The organism is Paenibacillus ehimensis NBRC 15659 (assembly GCF_004000785.1).
Classification (GTDB): domain Bacteria; phylum Bacillota; class Bacilli; order Paenibacillales; family NBRC-103111; genus Paenibacillus_G; species Paenibacillus_G ehimensis.
Genome location: NZ_BILX01000050.1, coordinates 1 through 18,472, shown reverse-complemented (window position 1 = coordinate 18,472; position 18,472 = coordinate 1). Strand labels below are relative to the sequence as shown.

Here is an 18,472-nt window from a genome sequence, read left to right as displayed (position 1 = left end):
AAATATTACGGATTCCAGTTTTCCAAGGGCACCCAGGTTCTGGAGTAAAACACGCCGTCGCTCGTGTTCCCATGGAGATCTTTAAACACGGTCTTGTCCAGATCGGCGATGACCTTCACGTAGCGGCTGCCCGGGCATTGGTTCGGACCGAAGTCGTTGCGCTTGATGGTCGACGATTTGTTCTTGTCCACATCCCGGATGGTGAAGTTGATGTTCATTTTGACATCGACCGTAGTTTGCCCCGTCGTGCTGGAGCCGTTTCGGTAAGGCAGCGCATTTTTTCCGGACGTATTATACCAAGTGGCGCTGCCGTAGCTGAGCAAATATTTGCTGCCGGAGGAATTATGCAGCTCGCCGATCGTATGACGGGCGTAAGTATCTTTCTTCTTGGCGCCGCACTCGTTCGGATTCCAGTAACCGATCAGGATCGGGTTGTTTTCCGTATCGTAGTGACGTTCTGCGGCAGCCGCATTCAAACCGTTGTTCTTCAGGTTCGGCAGCAGCGCTTCAAAAGAAGCTTGTTGGCTTTGGAGCGCTTGCTCCTCCGGCGTCGCGTATACGGCCCCGGGCATGTTGGACAGGACGGACCCGCCAATCGCATCCTTATGGATCATCACTCCCGACGGCTCCTTTCCCGCAAACGCCGACGACGTCGTAATGGCGCCTAACAATAATGCAAACGACAACACTTTAACGACCTTTTTTCCCATGGCACATAACACCTCCGACAAAAGTTCGTTTTGTCATGTCATGTTGTGATGTATTGAAAGGTGGCCACCCGTTCAATCGAAGAGAAAATTTTAAATGGTCTAAATAATTGAATAAATAGATATATTTTCCTATTCATCTCAAGGCTACAGGAAGAGATTCATATTTTCAATAGGTTCTAATAAAATGGTAACTTCGAACTAGCCTGATCCGAAAAAAATAGCTCTTGCCGTCGCAGTTTGTCGAGGGTACGGTCATGGTGTGCAGCCAAAGCCAACGAATACACACACGAGGTAAATTATGGTGATCGCTATGGAAGAACTACGATTACCCAACGACAAAGTCATGCCTGTTACATCTTTTATGAGAAGTATTGTAAAAAGCATGAATAAATAGGTAAAATGCTATACAGTATACATTTTAAAGCGTGTGTAGAGGAGTATACATGTATAAATATTCACTTGTAGATGTTGAAAGTGATTTAATTATTGGGAATTGTACGAATATAGTTGGACTTTCAGGTAGTCGACAATATAGAGCACGCAATTTCTATGAATTAATTGTAGTAGGTTTGAGGTTAAATGAGATCTATATAAAACATTGCTTGGCTACCAAAGCCAAAATGGCAAGAATTTGTATTAATATGTTGAGTCAAGATGAGAAGGTGATAGGCTCATTTTTCTTTCTTCTACATAAACCGTATTATTTTCATAAGAATCCAATTCCTCAGGAAATGTTTAATATGGAAATATTCGGTGCATCTTGGGTTGAACCCTCTTATGAAGCGATGGAAATTTGGAGAAAATGGATGGTCTCGAAACCAACAATAAAAAATACATGGTCAAGCCTATCACAGAGACGAAGATTAGGCTGGTTGGAAGTTGTTCGTATGCATCATGCCACCTACTGTAATATTCCCAATAATAACTATTTCTTGGATATGACGCATGTAAGAGATTCAGTATCCTTTTATTGTGCCTTGGGAGAAGCAATGAATGGGCCAGGTGGTTATTATGGTTTTTCTTTGGACAGTCTTGATGACTGTTTTTGCGGGGGTTTTGGAGCAACGCCGCCATTTGTTCTTCACCTTTGTAATGGAAATTTTGACGAGCTAATGCATCGGGATAAAATAAAAGAATCCGAGAGAGAAAAATTACGAAAAATCCAAGAATTATTAATTTTAAATCAAGTAACCTTGGTTTGGCAAAAAGATTTACATTTCACGAGGTGACAGATGAAGCGTGCATTTTATATGAAAACAAGAAAGCGTGTCCCGGGAGATGAAAAAAATAGTTATCTTGACAAAATTGGAGGAGTGCCTACTCATAAACCGAGTGAATTTCCTATTTATTTTGATGATGTGAGATATGGATTTCTGATGCAAATCTATTGTGATAAAGAGAGATTTCCGGATATAGAAGGAGTTTTATGCTGGCAAATTTATCAGCATGTTAGTGAACAAGATAGTCCAATCATTATAGAAGTACCGGTTGGTGCAGAATTGAATAGTAATAACGAAGGTACTCCTATTAATCGATTGAAAGAGCGAATCATATATTATGAGGAAGGAATGGAGCCAGACGTATTGGAAGTTGGTATTGGAATATATCCTGAAGAAGAGGAACTTAAATATTATTCGTCCAAAATAGGTGGTGCTGTTCCGGAAGAATTTATTGACTGTGACTACGAATATATTGGAACAATATTTGAGGATGTTCCAGTAGAATATGAGTTGAACTTTGGTATTGAGGCTTTAAACTTAGTTAGAAATCGTGATGGGAAAATGGAATTAATATCGTAGATAATTAGCTGACGAAACGGGTTCCGATTTAACCACATTTGACCCAGGCGGAGGTATTGCAGTGTATCAGGTTTATAATGAGAATAATGTTCTAGTGAAGGTTACTGCGGAACAAGTAGAAAAATTTGTAGGGCACCGCGGTACGGAGTTACCTCTAGAGATAATTGGAGCAATGAGTGAATCATTGGACCCCAGGTTTGCGCCCAGGCTTCAGGAGGCCCTCTATCATGAAATGCAAAGGGCTAGAATTACTGCAATATACGGGGCTTGTTAGGTTTGCTGGATATACTTAAAGCTATTGACAGGCAAGAATTAAAATACTTTAAGAATAATGACTTCTGCGATTAGGCAAAGGCAGGACCCGTTATATCAGTATGTACTAGATGCCAGAGAAAGTTTTCTGTAAATGAATTTATAAAAGGGATGGTTTTTGATTAATGCAAGAAGAAACAGTAAATTATGGTTCAGCATGGAGTATGCAATTTTCTAATGAAGAGCTTTATAAATATCTTATAACTAAATTTGATGGTAATCTAGATGTAATTATAAGGACTTTATCTGATGGTGAGCAAGAGGTTGAAATCACGTCAAATATACCAATTCAATTTATATGTTTTGATGGAGATAACCAAGATTTGTTTATTAGTTTCTATGGAAATCAAACTTCAATTTTTGTAAAAGATGAAGAATTAATGTTTATTGATGAAAGCACAAAAGATACATATACAACAAGTGATACTTTTCAGAATGTTGTATATGAGGGAACGTTACGCAATCTCACCCATGCTGAGATGTTAACTTTATTTGCCGAAGTTATTACGTGCTTTATTGATGCAAGAGAAGTTGAAATAATTGAGAATGAAGTTCCCTGCGATAAACAGTATAAACTATACGATTATTACAAACCACATAGTTATGAAATAAATGTAAAAAATAAAAATTTAGATAGAAGAAAGAAGGTTTTCGAAAATATTACTATAAATTATTAAAACATTATTTATTTTGTTGGCAATGATGCCGCTTACCAGAAAAGAAGTAGGGGATTGATTTAAGTGAATATTAAAGGATTTGGTAAAGCAACGGATGAAATGATTAGTAATTTTGAGAAGCATATTGGTTTTTCGTTACCCGAAGATTATAAACAATTTCTGCGAGATTATAATGGCGGTACGTCAATTGTTAGATACAGTACTTTTTTTGTTGAAGAGTTAAACGAAAATATGCCACTTGATGTGATGTATGGGTTAGGGGTAGAGAAACCTTTTGATCTAGTAAAGTGGTATGATGAATACAAGGACGATTTATTTTCAAATAGCATTGTAATAGGTGATGATCCAGGCTCGGGGAAAATTGTGCTAATAACCGATCCAGAGTTTAAAGGAGTTTATTATTGGGATCATGTATTTCATTTTGAGCAGTCAAGTGAAGATGAGAATACTTTTGAGATTTCAGAGAGTTTTAAAATATTTATTGAAGGATTAAAGAATCCTTAAAAAATCCCGGATTTACATTTTAGAAGCAGGATTGTATAATACAACCAACAAACCAAACACTGAAAACACGTTTGATAAACTTCCAATGGCTTATTCCAACTTGAACAATGAGGAGGAATGAGCCATTTTTGTATGCCCAAAATCAAAGGAGGAAAAGGAAAATGATAAACATGTACAGGCAGTAGAGGGAAAACCATAAAAGATTAGGAGATATACACTGTGAACACAAACCAAGTTGTTGAGCTAATTAAAAATGCTAAAAAAAGTTTTTTTGTTGGAGCTTTGGATGACGCTAAAATATCTAACATTGAAGAAATGTTAAATGTGAAATTGCCAGATAGCTACAAATGGTTCTTGCGGGAATATGGAACTGGCGGAGTTATAGGCGTAGAGATTTTTGGTGGCGGATTGAGGGAAATTCCAACATGTGTTAGAGAAACCGTTGATTGGCGTGGTTATGGATTACCTGAAGAATTTGTTGTCATTGAGAACTATGGTGCTGGTGTATATTGCCTGGATACCTCCAGAATAGTAAACGGTGAGTGTCCAGTTGTTGACTGGGAACAAGGTGAGGGTGTTGGTGCCCAAGAGTATGATGATTTTCTTTCGTTTTTAATTGAGAGATTTTCAAATAGTTAGGGTAATATTTATTATGCCATTCGCCGCCTTGAAGATTTACAACATGAAGCAGCCGTCCGGCTTGTGCCGCACGGCTGTGATGCATAGAATGAAGCGCTCTTACTTGGAAAATCCTGCGACGATATCCGCCGCCGCCCGTACGAGCTCGGGATCGACCGTATCCTGCGCGCGGTTCCCGCGGCGCACGCCGGTGCCCATATGGACCTCTCGCACGCCGGTATCCTGAATAAACGAAGCCAGCGATTGGAGGTTAAGTCCGCTGCCTGCGAGAATGGCGATCGGCCGCGACAACTCGGCGGCCTGCAGCCGGATAATCTCGTCGCGGGCGTCCAGCACGCTTGGCTTGCCGCCGGACGTCAGCACCCGGTGGATTTGCGGATATTGGGCGAGCACGTGCAGCGTGCCCTCCAGATCGTCCGTCTCGTCGATCGCCCGGTGAAAGGTAACCGACATTTCGCCGACCTCGGCCAGAAGCTTCTCGAGCAGATCCGTATCCACATTGCGCTCCGGCGTCAAACAGCCGGTCACGATTCCGGCGGCGCCCAGACGCCGCGCCGTCCGAATATCCGTCAGCATCGTTTCGAGGTCCCACTCGTCGTAACAGAACGAATTGCTGTGCGGGCGAATCATGACATTGACGGGAATGCTGACCGAAGCGACAACTTGTTCGATGAGTCCGCAGCTTGGAGTTACGCCGCCTTCGCAGATGCCGGAAATGAGCTCGATTCGTCCCGCTCCGTTTTTTTCGGCAATAATTGCATCGGCCACGCTCGTGGCAATGACTTCCAAGATCATGTTGACAAGCTCCTTTTATATAAATTGGAAAATATGCGGATCGGAAAAACAAGCGCGAATCAATCGGAATGATCGCGGGCTTTCATGCGCCTGAGCTCCTTCAAGGAATAGAAGGTGCCCCTCCAATAAATCCCGCCCTGCTTCAGGGTCAGCCAGACCGAACGGGCGACGATATAGCATAACAGAACGACGGTCAGCGGCATCAGCAGCGCCTCGAATCCGCCTTCTCCGGTGATCGAGCGGATCAGCAGAAAATAGACGGCGAGCATCAGCGCGACCGACAGAGCGAATCCCCAGGCCGCCGGGCCGGACAGAAGCAGCATGCCCGCCCACGGGAACAAGAACAGCGCAAGCTGGCCGAGCACGCCGAGAGCCGCGAAGCTTAACCGGTAGCCGAAGCCCGAGAACAAGTTTTTCTCCAGGCCGCGAATGGCCTCGCCAAGGCTTGCATACCATTCGACGGCAATGTGCTCCGCGCCGGAAGCGAGCCGCTGCCGGAGCCGGGCTTCCTTGACCCTGCGGCCGAGCTGAAGATCGTCGTCCGGCCGCAGCGCGATGGCACGGTGCGTGCCGATCCGCTCGTACGCCTGTCTTGTGAGCAGATTGAAGGCGCCGATTCCCATCCCGTGACGGTGCTGGAAATCATCGTTCCCCCGCCACGGGCGGATGTACAGACTGAGCGTAAAAAAGAAAAATTGCACGAACGTTCGAAGCCATAAGCCGCGGACAAGCATCCGGGGGGCCAGCGTGACATGATCCGCCTGCTGCTCCTGCAGGAAGCGGACCGCATCCTCTACCGTTTGCGGCTCGAACTGCACATCGGCGTCCGTAAACAGCAAATATTTGCCCCGCGCCTGTAAGTAGCCTTGATACAGCGCATGATTTTTGCCAAGCCAGCCGGATGGCAGCGACGTAATGTGAATGACCCGCAGCGGCACCGCGATGCCGGCCCGCCCCTCGGACCACCGCCGCAGCTCGTCCAGCTTGCGTCCGGTCGTATCCTGCGACCGGTCGTTCACGGCGATGATTTCGATCCGGGGGTACGTTTGTCCGAGCAGATGCTTCACCGTTTCGACGATGGACGATTCCTCTTCCTTCGCCGCGATAATAATCGAGACGAGAGGCGCTTCGGATTCTTTGCCGTCCTGAGGAGTTCTGCCCGTTCTCCATCCCGCTTGTCCCGGCTCCGAGCGGGGAAGCTTCAGCATCCACTGCCGCGCCCGCAGCGTGTCCCACAGCATGAACAGCCAGTAGGCAAGCGCCGCCAGCGCCCATATGTCCATGACCCCCATCGGGTTGATCCCTGCCTTCCGCCGGTTCTGAGCTGTATTTGCGCTCACCTTGCTTTGTCCGAATTATAGCATGTCTCGCGCTGTTCGAACAAATATTGAAAGCGGTATTCCTATGCAGTATGCTACTATATAAAAAACAACGGAAAGGGGAAACGCAATGACGAATGAGCAGGCGCAGCCGTTATTCCGCAAGAAGCTGAAGGCTGCCGAGCTGCCCGATTTTCTGCGTATGATTCGAACGCGCGGCCTGACGGCGGAAGACTTGGTGTTTCTGTGCATCGGCACCGACCGCTCGACGGGCGACGCCCTCGGACCGCTGGCCGGCACGATGCTGCAGGAAGCGGGGTATCCGCATGTCGTCGGTACGCTTGCCCATCCGTTCGATGCAAGCAACATGCGGGAGCGGCTGATTGAAATTCCGCAGGGGAAAACCGTGATTGCGATCGACGCCTGCCTCGGCCAGGCCGCCTCCTTAGCCTGGTATCAGGTGTCCAACCGCCCGCTGGAGCCGGGCAAGTCGGTCGGCAAGCAGCTTCCGCACGTCGGCGACTATTCGATTGCCGGGATCGTCAATGTCGATGCGGGGCAAAAATACGCGATCCTGCAAAGCACCTCCTTATTCCGCGTCATGAACATGGCCCGAGAAGTCGTCGCGGCGATCCGCAGCGTATTCCCGCCGGAGGAAGCAGTTTGTCCGCAGATCAGGGAAGAGGCATAACACAGAGCCCGCCCCGCAGCAAAAGAGCCGCCGCTCCGTTCTCGGAGCAGCGGCTCTTTTGCCGTCTGGCGTGTGTCGCATGAGATTATGCCGTTACCTTCAATCCGACGATGCCGCCGACGATGCACAGCAGGAAGAGAACACGCAGCAGATCGCGCGGCTCGCCCAGAAAAAACATCCCCACAATCACCGTGCCTAACGCGCCGATGCCGGTCCATATCGCGTAAGCCGTGCCGATCGGCAGCGTCTTGAGCGCTTGAGAGAGAAAATAAAAGCTGACAATCATCCCTGCGACCGTTACGACACTCGGCCAAAACCGGGTCCAGCCTTGCGTATATTTTAAGCCGAGCGCCCATACGACCTCCATAATTCCTGCAATCGTCAAATAAACCCATGCCATAATAAATCGCTCCCATCTAGGATGTTCTGTCTTCCGCAATGCCTTTCCAGTAGATTCCCCAAACGGCCTGCAGCCGATGCTCCCAGTCGTCGGGCCGGTAATAGAACTGCTGCAGGAACGAACCGTCCAGCAGGCAGTAGAACGAGGCGATCAAATCCTCGGAACGCTCGCGGCGCAGTACGCCGGAGGCCATGCCTTCCTCAAAAACCTTCCGCAGCAGCCCGGTAAGCTGCTCTTCCGATGCGGCAAACCGCTCGCGCAGCACTTCCTGCAGCGCATTCGGCGGAAACAGCATCGTCCGTTTGAGAAAGGTCGCATACTCCTCGCTAAGCAAGTAGGTGCGGCACACGTCAAGCAGAATCGTCCGCAGCTTGTGCTCCGTGCCGAGTCCGGTCAGCCGATCGGTCAATTGCCGGACACGGGAGGCGTGCTCGGCCAGACAATCGTCGTATACGGCCAGGAATAACTCTTCCTTGCTCTTGAAATGCGCGTAGAGCGAAGGTGTCTTGATCCCAACTTCCTTGGCGATTTCCGATAGCGGCACTGCGTCGTAGCTGTTCTGCGAGAAGAGCCGCAGCGCGGAGGCCTTAATTTTGTTAACTGTCATTGACTACACCTTCCTAACTAACGATAATTAGGTTAAGCTCATTATAGATCAACTTTCTTTCCGCGGCAACCTTCTGCAAAAAAAATTACACATATCCCGGTTCGTCCGCATATATAATGGGTATTACTTTTTTAGCGTTCAATGGAAAGGAGCATGCACGTGCGCGAAGTGAGACATGTCAATTTAAGCGATCCGGACGGCCGGGTATACTGCTGTCTGCGGAATAGAGTCGTGAAGCTGGATGAAGAACAGAAACAAGCTTTTTGCAGCGGCTGCCGCATGTATGCGGGGGAGGCGAGCGGGAAAGGTGTCGAGTGCGTATGGGAGGACCTTCGTCCGGTGAGCGATCCGCATGTGGTCCGCGATCCGTATGCCGAGCTGGCCAGCAATCAGAAGAAGCAAATATGGCCGACGGATCATCTGTCAACCTGCATGGTCTTTGGCGGATGAGAAAAAAAGGGATTTGGAAGAAAAGTGTCGAATGCTATGCAGAGAGGTCGCAAGCCTGTTTTCCTCAGGCGTAACGACCTCTCTGCGGCGTTTATAGCATATCCCAGATTTGCTTGCCGATCAATATGGCGGTAATTCCGATAAACAGCGGCTTCACGTACTTGGAGCCTTTGCGGATGGCAACCTGCGAGCCGACGATGGAGCCTGCAATCATGGCCAGGCCCATCGGCAAACCGTAGCCGAGATGCACCGACTTTAACCAGAAGAACGACACCAAGGAAGCGATGTTGCTGGCGAAATTGAGCACCTTGGCATTGGCCGACGCGCCAACGAAATCAAATCCCAGCATCAGAAATAGAAAAAGCAGGAACGAACCGGCGCCGGGTCCGAAAAATCCGTCGTAAAAGCCCAAAGCGAACGCGCATACCGCCGTCGCGAGCCCGCGGACGAACGTGAACCGGACCTGCTGTCCCGTACCGTCCCAATTTTTTTTAAGCAGCGTATAGATGAGAATGACGATCAGAAGACCGACCACCAGCGGCTTCAAGAAGGTGGAGGGCACCAGATGGATCGTATACGTGCCGAGAGCCGATCCGACCAAGGACAGAGGAAACAGAGCCAGCACCAGCTTGCCGTTAATTTTGCCGGAAAATAAAAAGGAGACGGTGCTTGTTAACGAGGATAACGTTCCCCCCAGTTTATTCGTTCCGAGCACCATATTGGTCGGAAGTCCGGTAAACATCAGCGCGGGAACCGCTATCAATCCTCCTCCTCCGACGACGGAGTCGATGAAGGCGGCGGCGAACCCGACAATAACGAGAAACAAGATCATATCGAATGAGGGCAGTTCCAACACGGGCAATTTCTCCTTACGACGTCAAGTCATATACTTGCGGACCGAAATGAACGCATTCTAAAGTATAAAAAAAATTACAGGTTTGTACAATCTTAAATTCTTGGCGGCATTACTTGGGAGAGGAGAGGGTTCATGATTCGCTTCATGCGGCCCCGGACGGTGAAGCAGCGTTTTCGTCTATGGATTGCGCTGGCCATTCTCATGCTCGGGCTTTCGATCAACATCGCCTTTTATATCGTATACCAGCGGGAAACCGAGGCGGAGGCGCTGCGCAATTTGTCGGACAAGCTGAGTCTGCAGACGTTGTTCATCGACCGGTGGGTGCAGGAGCGGGCATTGGACATGCGTCTGCTTACCGAGGATGACGCAGTCAGAACGCTGAACAAGCCCTTGATGGAGAAAATGTTCCGCGATTTCACACTGCTGCAGAGAGAATTCGCTTCGCTATCTTATGTAAACGTAGACGGTATCACGGAAGTGGATACTTATTCGGCTACGGGCATCCAAGTCAACGAGCGCGATTACTATTGGGCTGCGATGCAGGGCAAAGCGTCGATGTCGGATGTGATCATCGGAAAAGCAACCGGCACCCCGGTCATTATGTTCTCTGCACCTACTTATGACAAAGCGGGACGATGGACCGGGCTTCTGCTCGGCTCGGTCAAGCTGGAGACGATTCAGCGTGTAGTGGGTTCCCTGCATTCCGGGGAAACGGCGGATTTCTATCTCCTTGACCGTGTCGGCGTACCGGTAACGAAGCCGCGCTTTATCGGCGACGGAGGCTCGAGTCCGTCGCGGATTACGACGGACATTACGCGCCGGGCAGCGGTGCAGTCGGTCTCGAAGGAGGCGTATGCCAACTACAAGGGAGACACCGTGTTCGGTTCGTACCAATGGATCGCCGGCCATCGCTGGCTGCTGGTGGGCGAAGTGAGCAAGAAGGAGCTGTACGCGAATTTGTACGGGCTGATGTTCGTTTTCATCGCCATAACGCTGGCCACGCTGATTCTAAGCTTCAGCGGGATCGTCATCCTCACGCGGCGGATCGAACGACCGCTTGAATTTTTACGGCAGGGCACCCGGATCATCAAGGAAGGGCAATACGGATACCGAATCGACCCGGCCGTCTTCAAGCATGCCCCTGCCGAGCTTCAGGAGCTGTGCGATACGTACAACCTGATGAGCCGTAAGCTGAAAACGACAGTCAAGCTGCTGGAGGAGTCGGCGATGATCGATCCGCTCACCGAACTGTACAACCGCCGGTATATGATGCAGAACGGCAGCCATCGGCTGCTGCGGGCCTTGGAAGGGGGGAACCCCTGCTCGGTGCTGTTAATCGACATCGATTATTTCAAGCAGGTCAACGATACGTACGGCCATTTGGTCGGAGACCGGGTGCTGCGGCATGTGGCGGGCGTGCTGCAGAGGCAGACGGGAGGCGACGAATTGGCTGCCCGGTACGGGGGCGAGGAATTTATGGTGCTTGCGCTGCGCTTGGGCGACGTGCAGGCCAGAGCCTTGGCGGAGGCGATCCGCCGGGCCGTAGCTGCGGAGCCTTATGAAGCGGAAGGCGTACGCATCGCGCTGACGGTAAGCATCGGCGGCGCAGCGTGTACGGGTCCCGCCGAAGGGAAGGACGCGAGACTGCTGCTGGAGCAAATGATCGAAGAAGGGGACAAAGCGTTATACCGGGCCAAGCAGCACGGCCGTGACCGGGTCGAATGGGAATCCGGTCCGTCGAGGGACGGCTGATCGGATGCCGCTGCGCTAAGGAACGGGGACCTGCCTTTCACCTCCGGGCGGCAGCCTGCATATACTGGGGTCATCCGCCTTTAAGGCGCTTAAGGAGGCAGTGACGCAGTGGAATGGGAGGACTATGAGCGGGCAAGGCGGGAGCGCATCGTGACCCGCCGTTTGGCGAAGCCCAGGCTTGACGTGAAATATCCGCAGGTGACGGGACTTCAAAACCGGCTTGTTCAGCAAATCGTCAATCATTCGATTCTGGACGCCATTTACAAGCTCATCCGCAAGCAGGGCTACGTGCAGGATCCGACCAAAACGGTATCGGGCAGCTATAAGGTCAAGCTGCATAAAAACGGCCTGCTCAGCTTGCTTTACGACGTTTACGGGTATGCTAAGGGAGCGGCGCACGGCATCACCTACCAGAGCTCGCAGACGTTTCATTTGAGGGACGGTACGGAGTATCAATTAAAGGACTTGTTCAAGCCGGGAAGCGATTATGTCCGCCGGCTGTCGGCCATCATCCGCCGCAGGTTCAAGGAGCAGGATATTCCGATGATCGCGGAATTCCGTTCGATCCGTCCCGATCAAGATTTTTATTTGACGGACCGCGCCATCGGGATCTATTTTCAATTGTACGAATATACGCCGTATGCCTACGGTTTTCCGACCTTTGAAATCCCTTTTGCGGAAGTCGCGGACATTCTCGATCCGAACGGTCCGGTCGGCTTGCTGGCCAACCGTTGAACGGTGCTCAGGATGCCGGCGCGCTGACGGGAGGACGCCGGCTTTTTTTGCAGCAACTCGATAACCTTAGGAAAGCGAGGCGAAACTATGGCCAAGCAAGCCATCGTCGCAGGAAGCACAGGTCTTGTCGGGCGCGAGCTGGTAAGCTTGCTTCTGGATCACCCCGCTTACGACCGGGTGGTCACGCTGGTCCGGACCGGCTCGGGAATCCGGCATCCGAAGCTCGAACAGCGCGTCATTTCCTTCGACCGTCTGGCTGACGAGTCGGCTGTCGGCTTCGAGGGCGCCGACGTATTCTGCGCTCTCGGGACGACGATCAAGAAAGCGAAGACGCGGGAGCAGTTCCGCAAGGTCGATTACGGCTATCCGATGGAGCTCGGACGGCTGGCGTCCGCTTCGGGCGCCGCGCAATTTCTGATCGTCACGGCCATCGGAGCGGACAAGCAGTCGGTCTTTTTCTACAGCCGGGTCAAAGGCGAAACCGAAGACGGGCTCAGAGCGCTCGGACTGCCGTCCCTGCATATTTTCCGTCCTTCGCTGCTGCTCGGCGAGCGGGAAGAGGTCCGCTTCGGGGAGCGCATGGCCGCGCTTCTGTCCCGGGTCGCCGGCTTTGCCATGCGCGGGCCGCTGCGACCGTATAAGCCGATCGCCGCGCGAACGGTGGCCAAGGGCATGCTCGAAGCGGCGCTCCGCGGCGCCCCGGGGACCCATGTGTACCCGTCGGACCGGATCGAAGCGTTGGCTTCCGGTTACCAATGAGAAAAGGCCGCAGATCGCGGCCTGAAAGGACTACTGGCCCGGCAGCTTCTTGGGCTTGCTTCCGAACCACTTCACGTATAGCGCCTCGTAGGTCCCGTCTTTGGCGAGGGCTTCGATCGCGCCGTTGATTCTCCCGAGATGCTTGTTTTTCTTTTTGGCGACAACGGCGTAGCTTTCTTTGTTAAGCACTTCCCCGACCATCTTCACTTTGCCTTCCCCGTCGTTTTGCAGGAAATGATGGACGTTGCGCTCGTCGAAAATGACCGCGTCCAGCTTTTTATGTTTCAAATCGGTGTAGGCATCCGAGATATCGGGATAGCCCCGGACCTCCTTGGTGCCTTGGATTCCGCCGGCATAAATGTAAGAGGTCGAGCCGCTTTTGGTCCCTATGACTTTTCCCTTCAGATCGTCCTTGCTCTTAATCTCCTCGTTGTCCGAAGCGGTAAGCAGCACCAGTCCGGTCTGAAAATACGGATCGGAAAAAGCGAAGTTATCCTTGCGCGCTTTGTTGACGGTCATCCCCGCGATGGCCATGTCCACTTTGCCGGATTTCACGGCCTTGCTCAGCTCCCCCTGCGACATCGGAACCAGCTCGTATTGCAAGTTCGCTTTTTGCGCGATCGCTTTCCACAGCTCCACCTCAAACCCCTTGTTTTCTCCATTCTCCGTATACGTGAACGGGCGGAAGTTGCTTTCTATGCCGACTTTGACCGGCTTCTCCTCGCCGCATCCCGCGATCAGGAGCGTCAAAAGGACGGCCAGCAGCCCGATTCCCCGTGCGCTGCGAATTGCGACATTCATTGCCTTCGTACCTCCTTTTCAGGTAAACAAAGGTAGTGTTTGTCTTCCGTGGGACGGTTATGCAATCCGGCGGCGGGGCGGATAAAAAAAGAGGGGCCCGCTTGGCGTCAGCCCCCGAACGAGTCCCGGAACGCTTTGGCCAAAGCGTCCGATTCCACTTCCCACAAGGCGGCTATTTCGCCGCAGACATTCTCGTCGAACCAATCCGCGAGCACCTTGCGGTTGTCCGCATGCTCCACAATATAAGGCAGGTTCAGCAGCACCTTCTTGTAATACAGCTCCTCCGCCTGCTCTACCGCTTGCTGAGGGACGTAACGTCCCAGCTTTTTGCGGGCGCGGTACAGCTCCCGGCTGCAGGTGCGGCGAATTTGCCGGGCGGACGGGTAAGGCCGGTTATGCTTCATTTGTTTTGCTGGATTCATCGATAGCGGCATCTCCTTCCTGCCATTATGCTATGCGGAAGAAGAGCGGGCGGGTACTGGCGACGATGTTTTTTGAAAAAGGGAGGCGTCTACTCGTCGATGACCAGGTAGCCGACCATCGGTCCGTTGTGCGCCATGTCGGGATGGGTCAGGCAGATGATCCGGTACACGCCCGGTTTGGCGGCGCGAAAGGAAACGACGGTTTCCTTTCCTTTTTTTACCTCCCCTTTAATATTAAGGCCTTCGATAATAAAAGGATGGCTGGCGCCGTTGACACCGTAGATGCTGAGCCGGATGCGCTCGCCTTTCTTCATGTAGATCGTTCCCGGGTCCCAGCGGTAAGCTTCGATCGTTTTGCCGTCCGATGTCGTCGATTTGAACTCCCCGGTCACAAGCTGGATCGTCCGTTCGGGTCCGGAAGGGCTCATCGCGGCCCGAATCGTTTCGCGTTCCCAGAAGAGCAGCGCGGCACCGGCCAGCAGGACGGCGGCGGCTCCGATTTTCAATCCCTTCAGTCCCTTTTGGCTCAGCACATATACCTTGGTCATCGGCATCCCCTTCGGTTTCGGATCGTTTCTACGAGTATATTCGGATGCTTGTCTGAACATGCCGGATCGGTTTCAAACCGGGAAGCGCCGGGTAAAGGTTCTTAGCTGGAAAAGAACGCCATATATTCCGTCGCAGCAATCTGAAAATTACACCGGGGGGAGAGGACGATCCATGAAGCGTTGGAAAGCCAGGCTGGCGGCACTGCTGGGGCTGTGCCTCGTTCTGCTCATACCGTGCGCGGCAGGCGCACAAGCCGTATCGGCGCGAGAGGCCGCGGCAGAGCTGCGGGTTCAACTGGAAGCTCTGCTTGGCGAGCATGCGTTATTGGCTGTGATGGCGATGCAAAAACGTTACGACGGCGCGGCCGATCACGAACAAGCCGCTGCGCTGCTCGGGAAAAATACCGAACGGCTGGCAGACGCGCTGCGGTTGGCGTACGGGGAAGAGGCGGTCAAAGCCTTTGAGCCGCTCTGGTCGTCGCCTATCGAGGCTTTGCTGAACTATGCGCAAGCCGCTGCGGAAGGCGACGAAACGGCACGGACGCAGGCGGCGAAAGGCTTGGAGGCCTACGCCAAGGAGCAGACGCTGTTTTGGGCGAGGCTCCTTCCGGATCTGGGAGCAGCGGGACTGGAAGAAGGAGTGAAGCGGCATACCGAACTGCTGCTCCAAGCGTTCGATGCTTACGCGGGCAAAGATTACGCGGCAGCGTATCAACATAGGCGCGAAGCTTACGCCCACGCGGTGGCGAGCGCCGATCTGCTGGCGGCGGGCATGGCTGCGCAAGCGCCGGACCGATACGACGCGTCCGGCATGAAGACCCGGAAGGCCGATCTGCGCTCGGCGCTCGGCCGCTTGCTTGGCGAGCATGCGCTGACAGCCGTAGTTGCGATGCAGAAAGGCATCGACGGCGCAAGCGACTTCGACCAGGCGGCTGCGGCGCTGAATCGGAACGCGGAGGATCTGGCGGCCGCCATCGCTTCCGTGTACGGAGAGAAGGCCGGCGCGTCGTTTTATACGGGATGGACCTCCCGTACCCGCTGCATCTTGGATTACGCGAAGGCCGCCGCATCCACAGACGAGTCGGCGCGGACAACCGCAGCGGGCAAGCTGGAGAAGGCTCAGGCGGAGCTGGCGCAATTTTTCGCGGAAGCGAACCCGCAGCATGGGAGCAGGCCGGAGCTGCTGAACGCTCTGAACGCGATGACCGGGCAAATGGCGATGGCCGTGGACCATGCTATACTGGGCGGGCACGCAGCCGCTTATGCCACTATGGAGGAAGCCTACGCCCAAATGTTCACGATAGCCGACCTGTTGGCGCAGGGAATCTCGGAGCAGTATCCCGACCGGTTCCCGGACGCTCCGGCATTCGTACGGAAAACCGTAACGATGCAAATCGGCGAAACGGAACTGACCGTGAACGACAGGACGATCCGTATGGACGTCTCTCCCGTGCTTCAAGAGGGCGTCGTCTATATTCCGCTGCGGGTTGTCGCAGAAGCCGTCGGCGCTACGGTGACGTGGGACGCGGCGACGAGCACAACGCGTTTGGCTTGGGACGGCCATCAGGCGTCGTTCCCGCTTGGCTCCGGTCAAGCGGAGGTCAACGGGAGGGTGAAATCGGCCGGAGAGGCTCCGACCGTCATGCAGGACGGGCGCGTCATGGTGCCGATTGGCGTTCTCGGCGAAGCGACGGGCTGGAAAGCGGAGCTTGGCAAGGACGACGGTTCGATTCGTTTGACGACGACCGCCCAAGAACATTCCTGACTTACAGGCAAGCATGAAAAAAAGAAGGATTGCCCTCCCGGCTGTTGGCCGAATAGGAAGGCGATCCTTTTTTGCAGGTGGCCGCAGTAATCCATTATTTGCGCAGCGCAGCGGCCGGGGGTTTGCCTTTGACCAGCGTACCCGAGACGTAGATGGCCAGAAACAGAAGCATCGCCAGCGCCGACAGCAGATACATCGTGGAATAGCTTGTCCCCGAAGCGATGCCGCCCAGAAGCAGGGAGCCGAGCGCGATCCCGAGATCGATCGAGTTGTAGAACGTTCCGTTCGCCGTACCGCGCATTTCCGGACTTACCTGCTTCACGGTCCAGGCTTGCAGCGAAGGCTGCAAAATGCCGTAGCCGATGCCGTAGCATAACGCCGAGGCAAGAAGTCCGGCCATGCTGGATGTATACGACAGCAGGACGAGTCCGACGGCCACCATGAGCGCGCCCGGGGGGCAGAACGGCGATATGGCCTTTTTTATCGAAAATTTTGCCGGCGACCGGGCGAACGAGCAGTACCGCCCCGGCGTTGCAAAGGAAGAACCAGCCGACGTTCCCGATATGCACCTCTTTGCCGAACAGCGCGAGGTAGCTGATCAAGCCCCCGTACGTAATCGAAAGCAGCATGTTCAGAAAGCAGGGCAGCGCCACCTGTTTGTATGTCCCGCGCGTATCCGGAGCAGCGGCCGGGGAAGGAGCGCTCGCCGGCTTAGGAGCAGCCGGGGTGCTTCGGATCAGCAGCGACAGCGGGATGATCAGGATCGCCAGCAGCGACGAGACGAGGATCAGCGTGCCGATTCCGTAGCTGCCGAGCAGCCACAGCCCGATGACCGGCGCGGCCGACATCGACAGGCTCGTCGACAGGCCGAAGTAGCCCATCCCTTCGCCCATCCGCCGGATCGGAATGATGTCGGACACCAGCGTGCCGAACGCCGTGCTGGACACGCCGAATCCGATGCCGTACAAAATGCGGATAAGCAGAAATAAAGCCAGCGTTCCGGCGGCATAATAACTCGCCGTTGCCAGCATATAGACGGTCAGGCCGAGCAGCAGAATAAGAGCGGTCCGTCCGCGTTTAAGCCAGGCGCCGGCGAAAATCCGGGTGACGATGGCCGCTAAAGCGAACAGACTGATGACCAGACTGACGGTCCACTGGCCCGCCCCGAACCGTTCGGTGACGTAGGCGGGCAGCGCCGGAGTGATCATTTGCAGATTCAGATACAAAAATAAATTGCTGACCGTAAGCAGGACGAAGTCCCGGGTCCATAATTTTGAAGCGGGGATGCCTTGTTGTTCCTTCATGAAGCGGTTCTCCTAGTCTTAAGGGTTCAGTAGAGTATCCAGATGGGCGATCAGCCGCAGATGAGCCTGTCTGAAGGCTTCGAGCTCGGATTCGGACATCCAAGAAAAAATAGCTTCGAGCGTTTGCCGTTCGATCGGCATAAGCACTTGGAGCTTATGCCGGCCTTGCTCCGTCAGATAGACGAGAAACGATCTTCGGTCCGTCTCGCTCATTTGCTTGCGGACCAGCTCTTTGCGGATCAGGCAGTCCAGGATGCGGGCGGTCGTGGGCTGATCCTTCACCGTGCGGTCGGCGATTTCTTTCTGGCTGATGCCATCCGATTCGTGCAAGCGGCACAGCACCGAAAACTGCTCCGGCGTCATGTCGTGCTCTTTCAGCCGCGAGGTCAAAACGTTCAGCATCTTCCGGTGCGTTTGGCCGATGATAAAGCCGATCGACCATTCGTGCAGGTTAGGATTCAATCGCAGCACTTCCTTTATTTTGAATTAATTGTCACAACAATTATAAGTCTGACATGTAAAAAAGTAAACAGGTTTCGACAAACGGAGCAACGTCCGTGTCGAAACCTGTTGTTGTGCGCCCGGCATGGGCGATAACTTGGCGGTGAAAGTCCGCTACAGGCTTGG

22 protein-coding genes and 1 pseudogene are annotated in these 18,472 nt (G+C 52.9%); 11 read left to right on the top strand and 12 right to left on the bottom strand.

Features of this window, described 5'->3' with window-relative positions:
- Nucleotides 1-5 precede the first annotated feature (5 nt).
- Nucleotides 6-710, bottom strand: a complete 705-nt coding sequence (locus PEH01S_RS23390; RefSeq protein WP_025849455.1) for a hypothetical protein — start codon at nt 708-710, stop codon at nt 6-8.
- Nucleotides 711-1,153: 443 nt separating this feature from the next.
- Between PEH01S_RS23390 and PEH01S_RS23385 the strand changes: the two genes are divergently transcribed.
- The 5 genes from PEH01S_RS23385 to PEH01S_RS23365 all read left to right on the top strand — a co-directional run bounded on the left by PEH01S_RS23385 (nt 1,154) and on the right by PEH01S_RS23365 (nt 4,641).
- The gene (locus PEH01S_RS23385) at nt 1,154-1,939 is read left to right on the top strand and encodes a barstar family protein (protein WP_127488346.1); all 786 of its coding nucleotides are present in this window, start codon (nt 1,154-1,156) and stop codon (nt 1,937-1,939) included.
- A 3-nt stretch (nt 1,940-1,942) separates the two neighbouring features.
- On the top strand, nt 1,943-2,509 hold the full coding sequence (locus tag PEH01S_RS23380; RefSeq protein WP_127488344.1) for a hypothetical protein: 567 nt from the start codon (nt 1,943-1,945) through the stop codon (nt 2,507-2,509).
- A 437-nt stretch (nt 2,510-2,946) separates the two neighbouring features.
- A complete protein-coding gene (locus PEH01S_RS23375) occupies nt 2,947-3,498 on the top strand; it encodes a hypothetical protein (RefSeq protein WP_127488342.1) in 552 nt (183 codons plus the stop codon).
- Nucleotides 3,499-3,561: 63 nt separating this feature from the next.
- Complete coding sequence (locus PEH01S_RS23370; RefSeq protein WP_127488340.1) at nt 3,562-4,002, top strand: SMI1/KNR4 family protein; 441 nt, start codon at nt 3,562-3,564, stop codon at nt 4,000-4,002.
- A 219-nt stretch (nt 4,003-4,221) separates the two neighbouring features.
- Complete coding sequence (locus PEH01S_RS23365) at nt 4,222-4,641, top strand: SMI1/KNR4 family protein (RefSeq protein ID WP_025849578.1); 420 nt, start codon at nt 4,222-4,224, stop codon at nt 4,639-4,641.
- 99 nt (nt 4,642-4,740) lie between these two features.
- On the opposite strand, the gene PEH01S_RS23360 is transcribed toward PEH01S_RS23365, so the two are convergent.
- Nucleotides 4,741-5,436 carry a copper homeostasis protein CutC gene (locus PEH01S_RS23360; RefSeq protein ID WP_127488336.1) on the bottom strand — a complete coding sequence of 232 codons (696 nt, stop codon included), beginning with the start codon at nt 5,434-5,436 and terminating at the stop codon, nt 4,741-4,743.
- 59 nt (nt 5,437-5,495) lie between these two features.
- Nucleotides 5,496-6,728: a glycosyltransferase gene (locus PEH01S_RS23355; protein WP_127488380.1), complete on the bottom strand. Its 1,233-nt coding sequence runs from the start codon at nt 6,726-6,728 to the stop codon at nt 5,496-5,498.
- Between the two features lie 157 nt (nt 6,729-6,885).
- Between PEH01S_RS23355 and yyaC the strand changes: the two genes are divergently transcribed.
- Complete coding sequence (gene yyaC, locus PEH01S_RS23350) at nt 6,886-7,446, top strand: spore protease YyaC (protein WP_127488334.1); 561 nt, start codon at nt 6,886-6,888, stop codon at nt 7,444-7,446.
- An 85-nt stretch (nt 7,447-7,531) separates the two neighbouring features.
- On the opposite strand, the gene PEH01S_RS23345 is transcribed toward yyaC, so the two are convergent.
- Both PEH01S_RS23345 and PEH01S_RS23340 read right to left on the bottom strand, forming a co-directional pair.
- Complete coding sequence (locus PEH01S_RS23345) at nt 7,532-7,846, bottom strand: DMT family transporter (protein ID WP_025849582.1); 315 nt, start codon at nt 7,844-7,846, stop codon at nt 7,532-7,534.
- A 16-nt stretch (nt 7,847-7,862) separates the two neighbouring features.
- Nucleotides 7,863-8,453, bottom strand: coding sequence for a TetR/AcrR family transcriptional regulator (locus tag PEH01S_RS23340; RefSeq protein ID WP_025849583.1), 591 nt, complete (start codon nt 8,451-8,453; stop codon nt 7,863-7,865).
- A 159-nt stretch (nt 8,454-8,612) separates the two neighbouring features.
- Between PEH01S_RS23340 and PEH01S_RS23335 the strand changes: the two genes are divergently transcribed.
- The gene (locus PEH01S_RS23335; protein ID WP_025849584.1) at nt 8,613-8,903 is read left to right on the top strand and encodes a hypothetical protein; all 291 of its coding nucleotides are present in this window, start codon (nt 8,613-8,615) and stop codon (nt 8,901-8,903) included.
- Between the two features lie 91 nt (nt 8,904-8,994).
- On the opposite strand, the gene PEH01S_RS23330 is transcribed toward PEH01S_RS23335, so the two are convergent.
- Nucleotides 8,995-9,756 carry a sulfite exporter TauE/SafE family protein gene (locus PEH01S_RS23330; protein ID WP_025849585.1) on the bottom strand — a complete coding sequence of 254 codons (762 nt, stop codon included), beginning with the start codon at nt 9,754-9,756 and terminating at the stop codon, nt 8,995-8,997.
- Nucleotides 9,757-9,891: 135 nt separating this feature from the next.
- On the opposite strand from PEH01S_RS23330, the gene PEH01S_RS23325 reads away from it, so the two are divergent.
- The 3 genes from PEH01S_RS23325 (at nt 9,892) to PEH01S_RS23315 (ending at nt 13,005) form a co-directional block, all read left to right on the top strand.
- Entirely contained in the window at nt 9,892-11,511 is a 1,620-nt protein-coding gene (locus PEH01S_RS23325) for a sensor domain-containing diguanylate cyclase (RefSeq protein ID WP_025849586.1), read from the top strand.
- A 108-nt stretch (nt 11,512-11,619) separates the two neighbouring features.
- Nucleotides 11,620-12,246, top strand: coding sequence for a DUF3298 and DUF4163 domain-containing protein (locus PEH01S_RS23320; protein ID WP_127488330.1), 627 nt, complete (start codon nt 11,620-11,622; stop codon nt 12,244-12,246).
- An 87-nt stretch (nt 12,247-12,333) separates the two neighbouring features.
- Nucleotides 12,334-13,005 carry a Rossmann-fold NAD(P)-binding domain-containing protein gene (locus PEH01S_RS23315; RefSeq protein WP_025849588.1) on the top strand — a complete coding sequence of 224 codons (672 nt, stop codon included), beginning with the start codon at nt 12,334-12,336 and terminating at the stop codon, nt 13,003-13,005.
- 30 nt (nt 13,006-13,035) lie between these two features.
- Here the strand turns inward: PEH01S_RS23315 and PEH01S_RS23310 are convergent, their stop codons facing one another.
- The 3 genes from PEH01S_RS23310 to PEH01S_RS23300 form a co-directional block, all read right to left on the bottom strand.
- Nucleotides 13,036-13,806 carry a substrate-binding periplasmic protein gene (locus tag PEH01S_RS23310; protein WP_127488329.1) on the bottom strand — a complete coding sequence of 257 codons (771 nt, stop codon included), beginning with the start codon at nt 13,804-13,806 and terminating at the stop codon, nt 13,036-13,038.
- A gap of 107 nt (nt 13,807-13,913) precedes the next feature.
- Nucleotides 13,914-14,228 carry a dehydrogenase gene (locus tag PEH01S_RS23305; RefSeq protein WP_127488327.1) on the bottom strand — a complete coding sequence of 105 codons (315 nt, stop codon included), beginning with the start codon at nt 14,226-14,228 and terminating at the stop codon, nt 13,914-13,916.
- An 89-nt stretch (nt 14,229-14,317) separates the two neighbouring features.
- Nucleotides 14,318-14,776: a cupredoxin domain-containing protein gene (locus PEH01S_RS23300; RefSeq protein ID WP_025849591.1), complete on the bottom strand. Its 459-nt coding sequence runs from the start codon at nt 14,774-14,776 to the stop codon at nt 14,318-14,320.
- Nucleotides 14,777-14,948: 172 nt separating this feature from the next.
- Between PEH01S_RS23300 and PEH01S_RS23295 the strand changes: the two genes are divergently transcribed.
- Nucleotides 14,949-16,541, top strand: a complete 1,593-nt coding sequence (locus PEH01S_RS23295) for a copper amine oxidase N-terminal domain-containing protein (RefSeq protein WP_164827999.1) — start codon at nt 14,949-14,951, stop codon at nt 16,539-16,541.
- Between the two features lie 94 nt (nt 16,542-16,635).
- Here the strand turns inward: PEH01S_RS23295 and PEH01S_RS35555 are convergent, their stop codons facing one another.
- The 3 genes and pseudogenes from PEH01S_RS35555 to PEH01S_RS23285 all read right to left on the bottom strand — a co-directional run bounded on the left by PEH01S_RS35555 (nt 16,636) and on the right by PEH01S_RS23285 (nt 18,316).
- Nucleotides 16,636-16,941, bottom strand: a complete 306-nt coding sequence (locus PEH01S_RS35555; RefSeq protein ID WP_246063050.1) for an MFS transporter — start codon at nt 16,939-16,941, stop codon at nt 16,636-16,638.
- 121 nt (nt 16,942-17,062) lie between these two features.
- A pseudogene (locus tag PEH01S_RS35550) lies at nt 17,063-17,749 on the bottom strand (MFS transporter); the annotation flags it as partial.
- Between the two features lie 114 nt (nt 17,750-17,863).
- Nucleotides 17,864-18,316 (bottom strand): MarR family winged helix-turn-helix transcriptional regulator, encoded by a 453-nt coding sequence (locus PEH01S_RS23285; RefSeq protein ID WP_246063046.1) that lies wholly within the window; start codon nt 18,314-18,316, stop codon nt 17,864-17,866.
- Nucleotides 18,317-18,472 lie beyond the last annotated feature (156 nt).

What these genes read in the sequence shown, in the direction of transcription:
- PEH01S_RS23390 (WP_025849455.1), bottom strand. Translation starts at nt 710, where the DNA reads ATGGGAAAAAAGGTCGTTAAAGTGTTGTCGTTTGCATTATTGTTAGGC.
- PEH01S_RS23385 (WP_127488346.1), top strand. Translation starts at nt 1,154, where the DNA reads ATGTATAAATATTCACTTGTAGATGTTGAAAGTGATTTAATTATTGGG.
- PEH01S_RS23380 (WP_127488344.1), top strand. Translation starts at nt 1,943, where the DNA reads ATGAAGCGTGCATTTTATATGAAAACAAGAAAGCGTGTCCCGGGAGAT.
- PEH01S_RS23375 (WP_127488342.1), top strand. Translation starts at nt 2,947, where the DNA reads ATGCAAGAAGAAACAGTAAATTATGGTTCAGCATGGAGTATGCAATTT.
- PEH01S_RS23360 (WP_127488336.1), bottom strand. Translation starts at nt 5,436, where the DNA reads ATGATCTTGGAAGTCATTGCCACGAGCGTGGCCGATGCAATTATTGCC.
- PEH01S_RS23355 (WP_127488380.1), bottom strand. Translation starts at nt 6,728, where the DNA reads ATGGGGGTCATGGACATATGGGCGCTGGCGGCGCTTGCCTACTGGCTG.
- yyaC (WP_127488334.1), top strand. Translation starts at nt 6,886, where the DNA reads ATGACGAATGAGCAGGCGCAGCCGTTATTCCGCAAGAAGCTGAAGGCT.
- PEH01S_RS23345 (WP_025849582.1), bottom strand. Translation starts at nt 7,846, where the DNA reads ATGGCATGGGTTTATTTGACGATTGCAGGAATTATGGAGGTCGTATGG.
- PEH01S_RS23340 (WP_025849583.1), bottom strand. Translation starts at nt 8,453, where the DNA reads ATGACAGTTAACAAAATTAAGGCCTCCGCGCTGCGGCTCTTCTCGCAG.
- PEH01S_RS23325 (WP_025849586.1), top strand. Translation starts at nt 9,892, where the DNA reads ATGATTCGCTTCATGCGGCCCCGGACGGTGAAGCAGCGTTTTCGTCTA.
- PEH01S_RS23315 (WP_025849588.1), top strand. Translation starts at nt 12,334, where the DNA reads ATGGCCAAGCAAGCCATCGTCGCAGGAAGCACAGGTCTTGTCGGGCGC.
- PEH01S_RS23310 (WP_127488329.1), bottom strand. Translation starts at nt 13,806, where the DNA reads ATGAATGTCGCAATTCGCAGCGCACGGGGAATCGGGCTGCTGGCCGTC.
- PEH01S_RS23305 (WP_127488327.1), bottom strand. Translation starts at nt 14,228, where the DNA reads ATGAATCCAGCAAAACAAATGAAGCATAACCGGCCTTACCCGTCCGCC.
- PEH01S_RS23300 (WP_025849591.1), bottom strand. Translation starts at nt 14,776, where the DNA reads ATGACCAAGGTATATGTGCTGAGCCAAAAGGGACTGAAGGGATTGAAA.
- PEH01S_RS23295 (WP_164827999.1), top strand. Translation starts at nt 14,949, where the DNA reads ATGAAGCGTTGGAAAGCCAGGCTGGCGGCACTGCTGGGGCTGTGCCTC.
- PEH01S_RS35555 (WP_246063050.1), bottom strand. Translation starts at nt 16,941, where the DNA reads ATGGCCGGACTTCTTGCCTCGGCGTTATGCTACGGCATCGGCTACGGC.